The following is a 14594-nucleotide window of genomic DNA, read 5'->3' on the forward strand; positions in this document are numbered from 1 at the left end:
GCGCGTTAAGAGGTGGGGGCGCTGCCGCTTTACCCTCATCAAGGGGCACGGCTGGAGTTTCCCCGCGCCCACCCGGCGCAGGGGCAGGCGCTGCAGGCGCAGGGGGTGCAGGGGGCGCCTGGCCGTCATCAACGGGCACGGCTGGAGTTTCCCCGCGCCCACCCGGCGCAGGGGCAGGCGCTGCAGGCGCAGGGGGTGCAGGGGGCGCAGGGGGCGCCTGGCCGTCATCAACGGGCACGGCTGGAGTTTCCCCGCGCCCACCCGGCGGAGCAGTCGACGCGGCCGGCATCTTCCCGTCGGCGCCTGGTGTACCTTCCTTAACCTCTAGATCACTCGCCAATTCGGTGGTATTTTGTGAAACTTCGCCTTCGTTGCTTTTCAGGCCCGTTGCGATCCGTTCCTCTTTCCGCTTATCTCGTGTATCGGCGAGACCACTTTCCCGAGAAGGAGGATCCTCAGCCATTATGTTTTCGCAGTCTTCCTGGACGCTCTTCGGAGAATCGCCACCTTCGCCAGCGCTGTCAGGAAAATCCCCGTTGGCGGTGTAATTGACTGCGTTCTTTGTCTTTACGATCGTATCTTCGATTTTCCGTAAGTCGCGACCAGTTTTATCTGCAGCTTTGGCATTCGATTCGTGCTCATCGATGAGCCCACTAGCTTCGTCACGAGCGGCTTCCGAACCGGCGCCCTCCCATTCATCTAATAATCGAAACATCTTATTGCGGGTGGCCGGAATCACCTCGCTACGGATGTGGCTCGCCAGATCCTCGAACGATTTTGCGGCGGAACCAATAACGTCCTCATTCAAGTTCACAAAGCCGCTGCCGACCACGGACCGTCCACCGTGAACACTACCGTCAGGTTGAATCGCCACGCTGTCTACAATCCTTCGATTCTGCTACGGCCCCCACAGCACTATTCTTCGACTGCATGGCATGCCGCCCCCACCAACGCCGCCAACCTGCTGGAAACAATCGCAAGGTAATTATCCGCCGGTAGGTAGGTAGGTATCGCAACGACAAATGCCCGCCGGTACTGCGCCGATAGATCAGCCAAGTCACGCAGCACGGGGTTTCCGCTTCCCTCACCAAGTTCTTGCACACGCGAAGCGAACCCACTCATGACGGGCACTACAGAGTCGCTCAACGCTTTCATCTCAGGTGTCCATTGGCTAGCCGGGATCGCAGGGTCCGTTTTATCCCATTCAGCAATGTCGCTGGTATATTGGTCCAGGGCTGCTTTCCAATCACCGCACACAGGATTTGGTTCGTCGAGAAACCGTTGCGGGTCCGCTGGGTTACCGACTGGGGTAACCTGCCCCGGTGCGCTCAGCGGTGGGACCAAAGGCGATCTTGCTGCCGCCGATCCATTCCCTATCGCTGCACAAATATGAGAGAGAGCACTGGACGCGGAATTAGACACCCCAGCTAGGTCCTCATCTGCTGCTGTATATGTAGGGATGCTGTCGGCATACGCCCGCGCGTGCACGATGAACTGTTCGTACAGTTCGCGCATAACTCGATGTGGGGTGAGTTTCGCCAAAGGGACCATCTGATCGGCGGCGGCGCGCGTCGCTTTACCCGCTTCCTCAAACTGTGCTCGTACCTCTGGTGTCCACTCACTTGCAGGCTTCGACGCGTCGCGTTTTTCCCAACCATTTCGGCGCTTGCTCCCCAGAGTTTGCAGAATCGGGTCTAGTGCCGCACACGTCGGATCCTCGGTAATAATCGCAACCGGCCCGGTGTCGTCGGCACTCGCGATATCCGAGGTTTTACCGTCGGCCGGCCCGGTGACCCCGGCCGGGGCGCTGTTGCCGTTTCCGTTGCCCTTGCCGTTATCGGCCACCGACAGTGTGACCGCGGCCGTCACCCCGATGACCGCCGCTAGCGCCACACCACCGAGTGCCCACTTCCAGGCGTTGCCCCTTTTTCGCGGGGTTGCCGGCTGCGGCTGCGCCTGCCATTGCGGCTGCCCGCCCGGAAGGCCCGGGTACGGACCTTGCCCACCAGAATGCGGCGGAAACGGACCTCCCGACGATGGCGGAGGCACTGAACCTGGCGGTGGAGGCAGGGTCATCGGCCAACCCCCACAACCGTCTTGCCATCAACCGCAGCACCGCAGCCACGCGTCACAGAACAACCTCCGCAGATACATCGGGGGTACGCCGGTGATCCGGTGCACCGTTCGGACTGGATACGTCAGGCCGTGCATCAGTGACTGGCGCACGCGAACCACCGGCCGCACCCGCGCCTCGATCACCAGGCGCCTGTTCGTTGGACTTCTCCTTGTCGTCCTTCTCGGCTTCGCCCTTGTCTTCTTCGCCAGCGACACGCTTGTCCTCGGCCGGTGCTAGTTCTGACTCGCCGGCGGGCGCGTCACCACCGCCGGGCTGTCCTTCATCGGCACGCTCACCCGTGCCATCGGATTTGTCCGCAGCCTGGCTGGCCTGCTGCACAATGCCCTGCACTCCCTGCGAGATGGGCTGGGCCAACTGCCCAGCCATGCCAGCCATCTGCATCGGAACCTGCACGGCCTGCTGTCCCATCTGCATCGCCATGCTCAGCAACTGGCCAAACTGCCCCATACCGTCGCCGCCGGGCGAACCAGCACCAACACCCGCCGCCGAAGACGAAGTCCTGGAAGCACTCCCCGCATCGGAAACCCCCCGACCGGCGCCGCTGATGTCCCCCTGCGCTGCACCGTCGGTGGATGAATATGCCGCTCGGGCAGCAGAAATGTTCTCAGCAAACCGTTGTTCGCGCGCTCGCGTCGCGGCGACTTTCGCAACGACGTCGTCGGCGATGCTCGGCAGTATTGCTTGGACCATCAAGCTCATCGGATCGGAAGCGGCGCCGTCTACCACGTCCCCAGCACTGGGAACGGGCGGGACCGCCACCTCTGCCGGCTCCCACGTCAGTGACGCTTCGTTGACCCGCATTTCGGGACTCCCCATCAGCAAACCCCTCGCTCGTCACACTGTGCCTGAACTACCGGTATGTCGATAGCAGAATCGATCGCCGCGGGCGGACGGGCAGCACCGCGATCATGCATCCACTCGCGCATGTCGATACTCGATCGCGGATGAACCACCTAGTCCCCCCAATTCCGCTTATGTCGACACCAACGTTTAGCTGGCGACGCCGCGAACAACATCTTAAGCCGATCACCTGTGGCGTCGGAGCACAAGATTCAGCCGAGCAGTTGCAGTCACTTCACTCGATTGCACACAAGCCCGGATAGCTCAGCGTAAGCGCGGGCTTGCCACACCTCCGCCGGAACCTCAAGACGGCGCAGCCCACGTGAGGCACGCGTCCGACCGCACCTCATGATCGACGGAACGTCCAGAACCAGGAGAGCCGGGTCCGAACGAATGACAACCCAGGCCGCTTAAACAGCACGCCTCGATGTCGAGGGAGGCCCCGCGCCGATACTCATCGTCACGATGACGACCCAAGATCGCTCCACTCGACACACTTCCCAGAAGGCAGGGCACCCCGGGGACGCCCATTCAGACGCGCCCAAATGTGGTTCCCTACCAACGGCTCAGCAAGACACTGACTAACTGCAGTGCCAGTACCCCGAGTGCGCAAAAACCACGCCTGCCCACCTATACGGTGACGGTCACACGAATCGACTGCCTGCCATACTCTTTTGGACGTTCGCGGAGGTCGCCGCGGGCGGCGAGGATTCAGGGGGCAGATGTGGCATTGCAATCGATGACGCGAGGGATAGCCCTTGCCGCCTTGCCACTGATCGGTGTTTTGACCGGGTGTTCCGGCAGCTTCGAGGTCGGCACGATGTCTTCCGCACCTGCGTCGTCTGCCACCTCAACCGCACCAGCAGTGCCCGAGGTGAGCAAGAAGGCTTTGGAGGCCGCCGCAAGGAAGCAGCTTCAGCCCCAGTCCGACGACCCAATCGACTCCGTTGATTGCGACGGTGGTCTGCCTGTCAAGGTGAATGCGACCCAAACATGCACTGTGACCGTTGGAGAGGACACCTATCACGCGACGGTGACGGCCACCGAGGTCAACGGGATAAACGTCGACTTCCAAATTGTGATTCCACCCGGCCAGAGGAAGTCAGGCGGATCAACGGGTTCTGATCACCCGTCACCCAGCCCCGCCAACTGACACTCGCTGCTGACCAGATGAGAATCAATACGGGCGCTAGCCAAACATCGCTTGCATCGCAGGACGACTTAGAAGAATATTCAGGCTGGAGCAAACCTCGGTCCGCAGATGATCTGCGGTGAACGTGAATCGCGGCCTGCCGACTGGCTGACTGCCAAGGGGGATTACTGGCATATGGCGCCTTACGGTTCGAACGACTGGGACGACACCGACGACAACAGTGTCCTCGACGCGCTCGACTTCGGCACCCCGGTGTACGACGATGATTCCGGCCTCGATGCCCTGCCAGATCTCCATAGCGGCCAGAACTCTGAAAACAGTGGGGGCCTCGACGCAGCAACTGGCTACCTGGACCACCCGTTCGACGAACCCGAGGTCAACAGCTTCGGAGCCAACGTGGACCAAGCTGAGCCCGAAGAAGAAGAGCAGATCCCGATCGTTCAGGCCACCAATCCGCCTGGCACTGTCACCGTCAGCGCGTACCTCAATGGCTCGATCGCGAAGGTGGACCTGGCGCCGAAAGTCGCCACACTCACCGAAGCCCAACTGGCCGATGAAATCTTGTTCGTGGCCGGGGTGGCCGCCAGACGCGCAACCGCAGTGCTACACAGCGAAGCCGTGAACATGCTCGTCGAGCAAGGAATGGACGTCCGTGAAGCTCGGTACTTCGTCGAGACGAACATGCCATACGCAACCCCGGAGCAGGCCGGCGACGCCGAACGCGCGCTGGTAATACGCCATTTCGGCCAATAGTCCTAGATGTTCGGATCCTTGCGGCCCCTTGCCAATGCGTCGGTGCCTCCGGCGGGCACGCTCACCTGAGCGCAGTCACATTGCCTGATCGCGGCCGCATCGACCAGGTGGTCGACTATGTCGGTTCCATGCACGCGGTGACCGGGATCTGATCCAGAGCGTTGCCAAACAACTTAGACTCAAAGAACGCCAACCGTTTACGGTAAAGTTGGCATGGGCCACTTGTCGGCGGTATCGGTCAGATTGGTTGTTTGCGAGCTAGTCGACCGGCGGACAAGGCCCTACCAACGTTGGGATAAGCCCGGACTCGGGCAACCTGGCTGTCACACGTTCCGGTACAGCAGCCCCCGGTACATCCACCCGGAAGCGGTCGCGGTATCTCGTAGCGGATTCTTCATATCGTTGGTGGAAAACCTGTAGTCATACCCGTTCACCGTTCCCGCCGCCGTCACTTGAAGATTGCCACTGGAATCAACCCGGATCTTGCGCAACGGATCGCCATCAGCGCGTCGCCACTCCCACATGTGGTCCTTGGCACGAAGTTCGGACTTCTCATGGTCGAACCGCATGTGGATCATGAAGCTCTCGTTGATGTTGATCTCATCAAAGATCGGCTGCCACTGCGGATCACCGGTCTTCCACTCCGCGACGAGGTCGACTCCCTCCTCCGCTCCGGTTCGGACACGCCACGGACACGTGGGATGGTTCAAACCCATCAACCGATTCCACAACTCCTGAGCAGGTACCGGTATGGCGTCTGCCTCAGGCTTACGGCTTCCGCTACCGAAGAAATCCCTGAATCCCATACTCGCCGCTCACTTCATCGCCTTGTCATCAACCACGATGTCGTACTTGACGTTGTCACCGTCAACGGAGGTGGCTGTCACCGTCACACCCACCTTGGTAGAACCAGCCGTCAACAGGCAACGTTGCGTCGCACCGACCTCGCCGCGCAGACCACCGTCACAAACGACAGAGTCGGCCTTTGCCTTGAACTTGGTTTCCAGTTGTCCCTTCACCAGGGTGCCCAACTTGTCCTGCGGTATCTCCGGCGTCGCGCCAACGTGGACGCTACCGGAACACGCTCCGAGCAGACCCGCCGTCGCCAGCATCGACCCGGCGAGCAGAGTCCGCTTGTTACGCTTCGCAATTGCCATACTTGATGATTCCCCTCTCAGGCCCCCGGTGCGCCCTACACCATGGGCTTACGGTCAACCTGGATATCGAACTTTATATCGGAGCCGACGACGTCGGTGACGGTGACAGTCACGCCGAGTTTGTCCGGGCCCACCACCAGAGCGCAGCGTTGCACAGCACCGATGGTCGCCGGAAGCCCTCCGTTGCAAATCACGGCGTCGGACTTATGGCCAGCGGACTCCTCCAGGAGTTCCTTCACACGTGCCTCGAGGTGGGCCTTTCCCATTCCAGCAATCTTTGGGCTGTCGACAGCCTCCCCACCTGATTGCAGGGGCTCACGCCTGGCTTGAATTGATTCCATGAACGTCACGACCGCCGATCTCCCGGATTCATAAGATTCCACCGGAGCGGTGTACAACAGTTGCAACAAGACCAGTGTGGTCGGTTCCTCTGTCGGTATCTCGAACAAGAACTGCGACTGCTTGACATCAATAGAGCGCCCGCCAAGATTGATCGTGAATTCAAGTTCTTGGGCGTACTGGTTGGGTGGCGAGTCTGACAACATCCCCTCCCGCACCAACGTCAAATTCGTGGTCCGGCCCACCAGTCTCTGGCGGTACTCCGCCGCCGACTCGGCTAGGTCGCCGGTCGGCACCATGACCTGTTCCGTGACCGTGATGTTCGTCGTGAACGGCGCATCGAGTTCCGCCTTGCGCAGCAACACAATTGATGCAGCATTCTCGTTCACCACCTGGGGCTCAACCGAGACCCAGCCATCGGGCACGGACCCCGTCAGCTCGACTGCGCGACCAGCCACATGACCTCCCTAGAGTCCAAACCACTTACCGACGCTCTTGGCTGCGTCCTTAACGGTGCTGGTGACCTCTGCAGGATCAATTTCGACATCGAACCCTACCTTTCCGCCAACACCCAGAGCGGCGCCAACCGATCCCCCGAATTTGAACTTGCCATCCTCGAACCCAGCATCCAAATCGCCCGAGACTCCGATACCAGCCTGAAGTTCACCGTGAGCACCGACACCGACGCCGCCCGCTTCCACGCTGCCGTCCCCGGTGAGACGTCCGCCGACAAATGCCTCGCCCCCTGCGTGCAGACCGTCGGCGCCAAGGGAGACGTCGCCGCTGGCCTCGGCCTCGACGGCGGCACGCACCTCGCCTTGAGCCTCAGCGATACCGTAGGTGGCAGAACCTTTCGCCTCCCCGCCAACCAATGTCGCGTTGGCGTTGACACCAGCCGAGATACCGTCGGAACCGACCTCGAAGTTTGCGCCGGCCTCCGCGCTGGCCACTTCGCCAGATATCGAGCCCTCCACTTTGGCGCCGTTACCAAAGGTGTGCTCGCCCTCCTTCTTACCCTCCAGGGCGGCCGCTCGTACACTGCCGTCCTTTTCATAGAGTTTTACGTTCGGAGGGTCCTTCTTGTCCTTGCCGTCCTTACCTTTTCCATCGCCACCTTTGCCGTCTTTATCGGCCTTATCTTTGCCGTCTTTGTCTTTGCCGTCGTTTTTGTCATCTTTTCGGGATCCGAAATCGCGCTCCACCTTGCGTTTCGGGTCGAATTCCTTCGACTTCTCGAGCACCTTCTTCTTCTCGCCCGGCTCGAAGGCCTTCGCCAGCAGGTCATCCGCCTTATCCGCGGCTTGCAGCAGCTTGTCGACGGCTGACTGGGTGTTCTTCACCATCGTCTCTACGAGCTTCTTGCTCGCCGCCTGAAGCGATTCAACCGACGGTGCTATCACTCGGCTAGTCGCCGCATCGATCACAATCCCGTAGGCCCCCGCCGTTGAACGAAGCGCCGCCAGTTGTGATTTGACCTGATTTACCTCGTTCGCCGCAGTCCGCGCGGCGGTGGAAACCCCCGTTGAATCCTGGACATGGCTGAGCAGGTCGCTTGCGCGGGCCTGCGTCTGTTGCAGCGCCGCCGCCGACCCCTGGCCTGACCAACTTTGGAATGCAGTCAGACTCCCGAGTGAGCCACTGACCCGAGAAGCAGCTTCAGCGCGGACCGCGCTTGACTGGCTAACCGCGTTGATTGCAGCAGAATCCCACCGATCGATATCGGCTATGTTCAGGCCCACGGATCAGTCCGCGCTGGAATCGAACGCGTCGCCTGCAGATTTCACCGTATCCGCCTCGGATTCATCGGTGTGGCCGTACATCGCCGCAGCGGCAACGAAACGCTCCCCGTGCCCAGAAATATTGTGGTGATGAATCTCGGCCTCCTCGTCCCATTCGGCCAACTTTGCGGCCAAGGCTGCAGCCGACTTACCGATCCACCCCGATTGTGCTGCCGCGAGCTGCTGGCTCGAGGAGGCGAGTTCACCCCGCAACGTTGCAGCAAGCTCGCCTACCTGCTTGCCCGATTCGTGCACAGCCGCCGCGTCCACACGTAGTTGGCTCATCGGCCCCCCTCTACCAATGCTCAAACAGTCCGCCAGGCGCGGCCTCTCACGAGTAGCTAGCCTAACCCGCGGTCACAGGCCTCAGGTGCAGAAGTTTTATCCCATGGACCGCAACCTGCCGGCTGAGGTATCAGCTGCCGAAGAGCTCCGCCGGGGCGGAGTATTCCTGCGCCCACTCGGTCCACACCGGTGCCGTGGGCCCGACCACGCTGGTCACCAAATCCCAACCGCCGCTTCCGTTTGCCCGGAACAGCCCGACGTACCGCTTCGATGCGCCACCGTTTGCCGCCGCCTCGGCCAGCGGAGTTCCGGCATAGTCGAACGGGCTCCCGTCGGGACCCTTGAGCTGTGTCGACAGGAACGCCCACCCGCTCGCCGCCTTGAAAGTCTGCACCGAAAATTGAGCGGGTTTACCCAGCTGGCTATCTACGTCGGTAGTCGCGGCCGTCAGAATCGCTACGCCCTCAAGCGAATTCTGATTCACGTCATGCAATTGCTGGGCTTGCGGCGTCGGAGACTCGGTTGGCGCACACGCGGCCCCCACTATCGCCATGCAGACGACTACCAAGCCCACTTGTAGGGCAAACAACAGTCGCCGCCATTGGGTTATCACGGCCTGACGCTACCGACGCGGAATTCCACGGCCCGCCCCGTAATCTCAGTGCAACCGCAGGTTTCGCAACAGGTCGTAGACGCCGGCGATCCACAGCAGCAACGGAATCACCGCGGCGATGGCCGCGCCGTCGCCGAGTTCCAGGATCCGCTTGGTCACCGGAGATACGCGGCGCACGCCGTCGGTGGCGCCGATGGCAATCACCGCGACCAACCCGAGCGCCGTGTAGATCGCCAGCACCAGCCACGCGCTGCCGGGATTCCACAGGCACAACCGAACCATCACACCGGTGGGCACGGCGACCGCTGCCGCGAGCAGCGCCCAGGAGCACCACCGCTCGGCATACAGCCGTGACCGGAAGCCACAGATCACCGCCACCAGGGCGGCCACGATCATGCTGTGTACGAAGAAGTGTCCTTGCACCACAACGGCAATCGCGCCCACCGACAGCACCAGCGCACCGGCCGAGAGGAACCCGATCAACAGCTGGCGGGTGAGCAGGCTGCGCTCCTGCAGCCGCGCCGCGGATTCTGGCACCGAGGCGATGATCGCCTTCCAGGTCGGCGAGGCCTCGTCGACCTCGTCGGGAGTGATGACCGGGTCGAGCAGTTCGTCGTTGGACACCGACTCACCGGGCGCCGGGATGGGCGGTAAGGCGATACGGGCAACGGCGACAGTGAGTTTGGCGGCATTGGTCACCACGATCAACCCGAACGCGATGGCTCCGGCCGGCACCCAGGCACCGCCGTCGTAACCGACGGCGATCGCCGCGCCGGTGATGGCGATCGCCATCACTGCCGCGAATGAGGCCACGTCAGCCCGACCGCGCGGTCCGCCGCGGGTCGCCAAGGTCAGCAACAGCACCACAGCGCCGGCGCCGGCCAGCTGTGGCGCACCGAGCGAATCGGCGTCATAGGGCAACGGCACGGCCAGTGCCGCGGCGCCGCCCAACACGATCGTCGCCGCGAGCAGCAGGCTCTCGGCCAAATCCAGGTTCTGGTAACGGCTCTGCGCAGCGAAGCTTCCGCCGAGCAGGCCCAGACCGAACAGGCCCAGCGCCAGCGCCCACCACCAGCCCTGGCCTGCCCCGCTCCAGGACACCAGCGACATCACGGTGATGACCGTTGCGACCACCGGAATGGCAATGCCGACAAAGCGATTCAGTGCCGTGCGGTCGAATACCGGTGATTCGTCGAGCACCGCGATCGCGTCGATCACGTCCTCGACGAGCGGGCGGTAGCGCTCGGTGCGGCTGACCGAAACCAAGGTCAGCAAAGAACCGTCGACCACCCCGGCGTCATCGAGGGACTCGTCGGCCTTCAGTGGCGGCGCACCCGGGCGGGCGAATGCCCACATGCCCTGCTCGGAGAAGTCGAACCCGGCGAGGGTGTCCTTCGGAGTGTCCTCGAGCAATTCACCCAGGACACTCACGGTTTCGTCAATGTAGGTCTCGATCGCCGCCGTGGCCGGCAACACCAGATCCGTCATCCGCTTACCGGTGAGGATGGTGACGCGGGTGGTGGCCGGCCGGCCCGGCGTCGAGCTCGACGTGTCAGCGGCAGCTGCGGTGGTTGTCAACGCCGTTCAAGCCTGTCGAAATCGTCGGAAAGGGCAGCGGCCAGCTCGGTGATGCGGCGCTGGAACGTGTCGCTGAGCAGCTCGAGCTGAATCTCGGTGCCCGCGGCGACGTGCTTGTCCCACGGCAGCACGATGACCCGGCCCGGAGGTACGTGACGTTCGAACTGCTGCACCAGATCTTCGACGTCAACGTTCGGCTTACCTGGCGTGACGTGATTGATTACGACACAGGACCGGCCGAGCAGATCCTGGTAACCGTTCTGGCGCAACCAGTCCATCGTGATGGCGGCCTGCCGGGCCCCGTCGATCGAGGCGCTGGCCACGATGACCATGCCCGACACCGTCGACAGCACTCCGCGGGACGCCTTCTGGAACAGACCGGCGCCGCAGTCAGCAAGGACGAGGTTGTAGTAGCGCGACACCACGGCGGTGGCGCCCTTCCAGTCGTCGTCGTTGAACTCACGCTGTGCGCCGCTGTAGTCCTCGGACGACAGCACCTCGAGGTTCGCCCCGTTCATGCTCGTGTAGGCGCGAATGTCGTTGTAGCGCGACAGTTCTTGGTCGGCGAGCAGATCGGAGATCGTCGCCGCGGACTGACGGCCGGCCCGGTCGGCCAGGTTGCCGCCGTCGGGATCGGCGTCGATCGCCAGGATGCGGTCGCCACGGACCTTGGCCATGGCCGATCCCAGCGCGACCGTGACCGCGGTCTTACCGACGCCACCTTTCAGACCGAACACGCCGATCTGGTAGGAGTCGCGGGCGTTACGCCGAATCCGGTTGTGCAGTTCGAGTTCATAGATCTCATCAGGCGACAGGCCGAGGTTGATCCGCGTCGTGAGGTACAGCCAGTGACGCCAACCGCGCTGGGACGGCATCTTCACGCCGGTCTTCACCCCGACATGCGACAACGCGTCGATCGCGCGGTGGTTGCCCATCGTGGCGGCCGAGGTGGGCCCGGGCGCGGCCGGACTCGGGATGGCCTGCCCCGCCCGCCACTGGCCACTGACCTCAGGATCGAGATCGGCGAACTGCGACGGTGCCGGACCGGGCGCGACGCGCGGCGCCGGACCGGGCATGGCACGTGCCTGCTCGTGCCGGGCGCCCTGGCCGAACTGCTGTTGCTGCTGTGGCGCGCGCAGCATGGAGTTCTGCGGCCACTGTGGCGCGCTCGCCGGCGGCTGCGGCATGGGCGCAGGCATCTGCTGCGCCGTCTCCGCGTGCCGCGGCTGCGGAGCAGCCTGAGTCTGGGTGGAGGCTGTGGGGGCCACGGGCATATCCGTGGAACTGGTCTCCCCAACCGGGACCGGCGGTGGCGCCGCTGCCGCGGCGGCCTTCAGGATGGCATCTCTGTCCACGATGGCCGTGGCGTCGTCGACCGGTTTACCCGGTTCCGACGAGTGAAAGAGCCGGTCATAGTCGGCCGACATGGGGACCCCTCAGATAGTCAAAAACAGATGGTTAGATCTTTACACCCAAGCACAAGTGGTGGGCGGGTTCGGGCCATCGTCAGATAGTCCGAACACCCGCCCACCAAAGCATGCTTGTTTGCCGCGCAGGACTACGCAAACATCCCCGAGACGCCGGCCTCGGTCTGGGCCATGGTCTGTCCCGCCTCGCTGATGGTCTGCGCAAGGTTCTGCAGCGCCTGGTTCAGCTCGTTGGAGGTGTTGTCCCAACGGGTCTGGACGGCCTGGTAGGCCTCCGACCCCGAGCCACCCCACGCCGAGGCGAGCGAGGCCAGCGAACCCTTGCCCTCGTCCAGCAGGCCAGCGGTGGTACCGACGGCGCCCTGGATCTCACTGGCTCCGCCTTCGATGCCCGCGAAGTTCCAAACCTGTTCTGTCATGTCTTGTCTCCGTTTCTAGTGGTCGTTAGGTCAGATCTGCATCGACGAGGCCAGGTTGCCGGCCTGATCGTCGTCGGTGCTGGAGTACTGGGTACCCGAGGTGTGGATGTTGGTCGAGATCTCGTTCAACTCCTGGATCTGCTTGTCAGCAGCCTCGTGGAACCGGGCCAGCGCAGCCTGCGCGGCGGTACCGGCCTGACCCTGCATCTGGGCCGCCAAGGTGCCGCCGGTCGACTCGACCTGAGCGATCACGCTCTTGAGCTCACCGGAGATGCGCTCGAAATTAGCGGCCTCCTTGGCGAGGACGGCGGCATCTGTATTCATCTGTGCCATGTTGGATTCCCCTTATTTTTCCTTTGTCCTCACCAGAGAAAATTTGGCGAGTCCTCCGGCCGGGTGGCCGGAAAGTCTGTGTGGTGGACGACTACCAGTCGTCGTCCCCGTCGTCGGTTTGGTCGTATGTGAGCGAGGTCGGCGCGATCAATCCGTCCTTGGTGCCGCCGCTCTTCTCTTCGTTGTTCTTGGCGGCGTGCACCGGTGCCCCGCCACCTCCGCCGGCACCGCTACCCACCGGCGCCACCGGACCTGCGGCGCCCGCGGCCGAGGCAAACCCGGCGGGCTTCGCTTCTCCGCTGATGCCCAACATGCTGGTCAACAGCGCCGTCCGCGGCGGAGATCCGAGTGCGCCCGGCAATGAGGCCGCACGCACCAGGCCTGCGCCCGAACTCGGCCCCGTACCCCCCGCCAGCGGATGGTTCGAGAACGGCATCGCTCCCATCAGACCCACCTGCATGCCCCGGTCACTGCCCCCCATGCTGGAGAACTGGCTGACCATCTGGGTCACCTGCTGCAGCGGCTGGGTCATCATCTGCATGGGGCTCTGGAGCATCTGCGGGATCTGCCCAGCGATCTGGCCGGCCTGCTGCCCCATCTGCATGACCATCTGCATGCCCTGCTGCATCGGGTTTTTCTCGTTCGGGTCCTTCTCCTGCTGCCCGGCGTTCTCGGCCTTGCCGGCCGCACCGACGGCCCGCTGCTCGGCATGGTTGGCCTGCGCTGCGGCATTGCCGGCAAGCAGTTTCATCGACGAGAACGTGGATACCGCGCTGATCGTTTCGACCGTCATATTGCGGGCCACCCCTTGGGCGGTCCGCGGTGCCGTCGCCGCGAGCGCCGCCGCCGCGGTGGTCTCTCCGACCCCAGGCAGCACGATCGGAGTCATCGGCATGATCGGCTCGAACAGCAGGTTGATGGTGGTTTCGGCGTGGTAGGCCTCCATCGCACCCGCAGCCTGGTTCCACATCCGGACGAAGTAGTCGATCTCGTTGAGCCCGATCGGCATCGTGTTGATGCCGAGGAAGTTAGTGGCTTCCAGGACCCCGTGAGTGATGTGGTTCTGCTCGATCTCAGGTATCGGCGGAGTGGTCGTCAGAGCCAGGGTGTACGAGCTCGCCTGCGCACCGGCCTGCAGAGCGCGTTTCTGCGCCTGCATAGCCATCGTCCGCAGCCACATGATCATCGGCATCGTTGCTGCGACAGCACGCTCACTTGCCGTGCCGTTCCACACCGACGTCAGGTTGCTCAACGCGCCGGCCAGTTCGTCGGCCTGGGTCTCCAGCAGGATGGCCAGGCCTTCCCAACCGGTTGCCGCCTGGAGCATCGGTGCCGGACCGGCCCCGACCATCAGCCGCGCGGTGTTGACCTCTGGAGGCAGCGCGAACCAGGTCGGTGGGACGGGCGGAACCGCAACCATTACCAGATGACCCTATCTCTGACGAATTTACCGACGAGCAGCTACAGCGTGGTGGCCTGGGCGGCGTCGACCGCGTTGTAGATGCCCGCGATCTCCGCGTAGGCAGCGCCCGCCCGGGTGAGTTCCTCCTGGGCGAACGAGTTCGCGGCCAGCGCCTCGACACCCTCGCTGGCGAAGGCCATCGCCGCCAAGGCCGAGACCTCGTCAGCCCCGGCCGGAACCAGCGCAGTGACGGCGGCGGCAGCAGTCGTGCCGCCCGCCAAACCGCGGGCCGCGTTTGCGATCACCTGTGCCGCAACACCTTCGGCGCCCGGGTTGTGCATCATCGGTTGCATTTGCTTGCTCCCCTGTTTCGATTGCAA

At 63.2% G+C, this 14594-nt stretch carries 16 protein-coding genes; 2 read left to right on the plus strand and 14 right to left on the minus strand.

What is annotated here, in order from left to right:
- Nucleotides 1-915: 915 nt before the first annotated feature.
- Both AC4ELH_RS12295 and AC4ELH_RS12300 read right to left on the minus strand, forming a co-directional pair.
- The gene (locus tag AC4ELH_RS12295; RefSeq protein ID WP_498884641.1) at nucleotides 916-1869 is read right to left on the minus strand and encodes an ESX-1 system-associated protein; all 954 of its coding nucleotides are present in this window, start codon (nucleotides 1867-1869) and stop codon (nucleotides 916-918) included.
- 259 nt (nucleotides 1870-2128) lie between these two features.
- Nucleotides 2129-2938: a hypothetical protein gene (locus AC4ELH_RS12300; RefSeq protein ID WP_498884643.1), complete on the minus strand. Its 810-nt coding sequence runs from the start codon at nucleotides 2936-2938 to the stop codon at nucleotides 2129-2131.
- A gap of 763 nt (nucleotides 2939-3701) precedes the next feature.
- On the opposite strand from AC4ELH_RS12300, the gene AC4ELH_RS12305 reads away from it, so the two are divergent.
- Nucleotides 3702-4130, plus strand: a complete 429-nt coding sequence (locus AC4ELH_RS12305; protein WP_498884644.1) for a DUF4333 domain-containing protein — start codon at nucleotides 3702-3704, stop codon at nucleotides 4128-4130.
- Between the two features lie 174 nt (nucleotides 4131-4304).
- Nucleotides 4305-4883, plus strand: a complete 579-nt coding sequence (locus AC4ELH_RS12310; protein WP_498884646.1) for a hypothetical protein — start codon at nucleotides 4305-4307, stop codon at nucleotides 4881-4883.
- Between the two features lie 323 nt (nucleotides 4884-5206).
- Here AC4ELH_RS12310 and AC4ELH_RS12315 read toward each other — a convergent pair whose 3' ends face one another.
- The 12 genes from AC4ELH_RS12315 to AC4ELH_RS12370 form a co-directional block, all read right to left on the minus strand.
- Nucleotides 5207-5599 (minus strand): hypothetical protein, encoded by a 393-nt coding sequence (locus AC4ELH_RS12315; RefSeq protein WP_498884648.1) that lies wholly within the window; start codon nucleotides 5597-5599, stop codon nucleotides 5207-5209.
- Between the two features lie 99 nt (nucleotides 5600-5698).
- Nucleotides 5699-6040, minus strand: coding sequence for a DUF4333 domain-containing protein (locus AC4ELH_RS12320; protein ID WP_498884650.1), 342 nt, complete (start codon nucleotides 6038-6040; stop codon nucleotides 5699-5701).
- 35 nt (nucleotides 6041-6075) lie between these two features.
- Nucleotides 6076-6837 (minus strand): DUF4333 domain-containing protein, encoded by a 762-nt coding sequence (locus AC4ELH_RS12325; protein WP_498884652.1) that lies wholly within the window; start codon nucleotides 6835-6837, stop codon nucleotides 6076-6078.
- Between the two features lie 9 nt (nucleotides 6838-6846).
- A complete protein-coding gene (locus AC4ELH_RS12330; RefSeq protein ID WP_498884654.1) occupies nucleotides 6847-8118 on the minus strand; it encodes an Rv0964c family protein in 1272 nt (423 codons plus the stop codon).
- Between the two features lie 3 nt (nucleotides 8119-8121).
- Complete coding sequence (locus tag AC4ELH_RS12335; protein WP_498884656.1) at nucleotides 8122-8442, minus strand: WXG100 family type VII secretion target; 321 nt, start codon at nucleotides 8440-8442, stop codon at nucleotides 8122-8124.
- Nucleotides 8443-8572: 130 nt separating this feature from the next.
- Nucleotides 8573-8836: a hypothetical protein gene (locus AC4ELH_RS12340; protein ID WP_498884658.1), complete on the minus strand. Its 264-nt coding sequence runs from the start codon at nucleotides 8834-8836 to the stop codon at nucleotides 8573-8575.
- Between the two features lie 264 nt (nucleotides 8837-9100).
- Complete coding sequence (gene eccD, locus AC4ELH_RS12345; RefSeq protein ID WP_498884659.1) at nucleotides 9101-10633, minus strand: type VII secretion integral membrane protein EccD; 1533 nt, start codon at nucleotides 10631-10633, stop codon at nucleotides 9101-9103.
- A complete protein-coding gene (locus AC4ELH_RS12350; protein WP_498884661.1) occupies nucleotides 10630-12060 on the minus strand; it encodes a MinD/ParA family ATP-binding protein in 1431 nt (476 codons plus the stop codon). The genes eccD and AC4ELH_RS12350 overlap by 4 nt, the downstream gene beginning before the upstream one ends.
- A gap of 131 nt (nucleotides 12061-12191) precedes the next feature.
- Entirely contained in the window at nucleotides 12192-12479 is a 288-nt protein-coding gene (locus AC4ELH_RS12355) for a WXG100 family type VII secretion target (RefSeq protein WP_135358654.1), read from the minus strand.
- Between the two features lie 30 nt (nucleotides 12480-12509).
- Nucleotides 12510-12812 carry a WXG100 family type VII secretion target gene (locus tag AC4ELH_RS12360; protein ID WP_064933487.1) on the minus strand — a complete coding sequence of 101 codons (303 nt, stop codon included), beginning with the start codon at nucleotides 12810-12812 and terminating at the stop codon, nucleotides 12510-12512.
- Nucleotides 12813-12903: 91 nt separating this feature from the next.
- Entirely contained in the window at nucleotides 12904-14232 is a 1329-nt protein-coding gene (locus AC4ELH_RS12365; RefSeq protein ID WP_498884664.1) for a PPE family protein, read from the minus strand.
- 41 nt (nucleotides 14233-14273) lie between these two features.
- The gene (locus tag AC4ELH_RS12370; protein WP_498884665.1) at nucleotides 14274-14567 is read right to left on the minus strand and encodes a PE family protein; all 294 of its coding nucleotides are present in this window, start codon (nucleotides 14565-14567) and stop codon (nucleotides 14274-14276) included.
- Nucleotides 14568-14594 lie beyond the last annotated feature (27 nt).

The sequence above is a fragment of the Mycobacterium shunyiense genome (assembly GCF_058270075.1).

Coding starts and splice junctions, on each gene's coding strand:
- AC4ELH_RS12355 (WP_135358654.1), bottom strand. CDS start 12,479: ATGACAGAACAGGTTTGGAACTTCGCGGGCATCGAAGGCGGAGCCAGT.
- AC4ELH_RS12360 (WP_064933487.1), bottom strand. CDS start 12,812: ATGGCACAGATGAATACAGATGCCGCCGTCCTCGCCAAGGAGGCCGCT.
- AC4ELH_RS12320 (WP_498884650.1), bottom strand. CDS start 6,040: ATGGCAATTGCGAAGCGTAACAAGCGGACTCTGCTCGCCGGGTCGATG.
- AC4ELH_RS12300 (WP_498884643.1), bottom strand. CDS start 2,938: ATGCGGGTCAACGAAGCGTCACTGACGTGGGAGCCGGCAGAGGTGGCG.
- AC4ELH_RS12335 (WP_498884656.1), bottom strand. CDS start 8,442: ATGAGCCAACTACGTGTGGACGCGGCGGCTGTGCACGAATCGGGCAAG.
- AC4ELH_RS12315 (WP_498884648.1), bottom strand. CDS start 5,599: ATGGGTTTGAACCATCCCACGTGTCCGTGGCGTGTCCGAACCGGAGCG.
- AC4ELH_RS12310 (WP_498884646.1), top strand. CDS start 4,305: ATGGCGCCTTACGGTTCGAACGACTGGGACGACACCGACGACAACAGT.
- AC4ELH_RS12365 (WP_498884664.1), bottom strand. CDS start 14,232: ATGGTTGCGGTTCCGCCCGTCCCACCGACCTGGTTCGCGCTGCCTCCA.
- AC4ELH_RS12370 (WP_498884665.1), bottom strand. CDS start 14,567: ATGCAACCGATGATGCACAACCCGGGCGCCGAAGGTGTTGCGGCACAG.
- AC4ELH_RS12350 (WP_498884661.1), bottom strand. CDS start 12,060: ATGTCGGCCGACTATGACCGGCTCTTTCACTCGTCGGAACCGGGTAAA.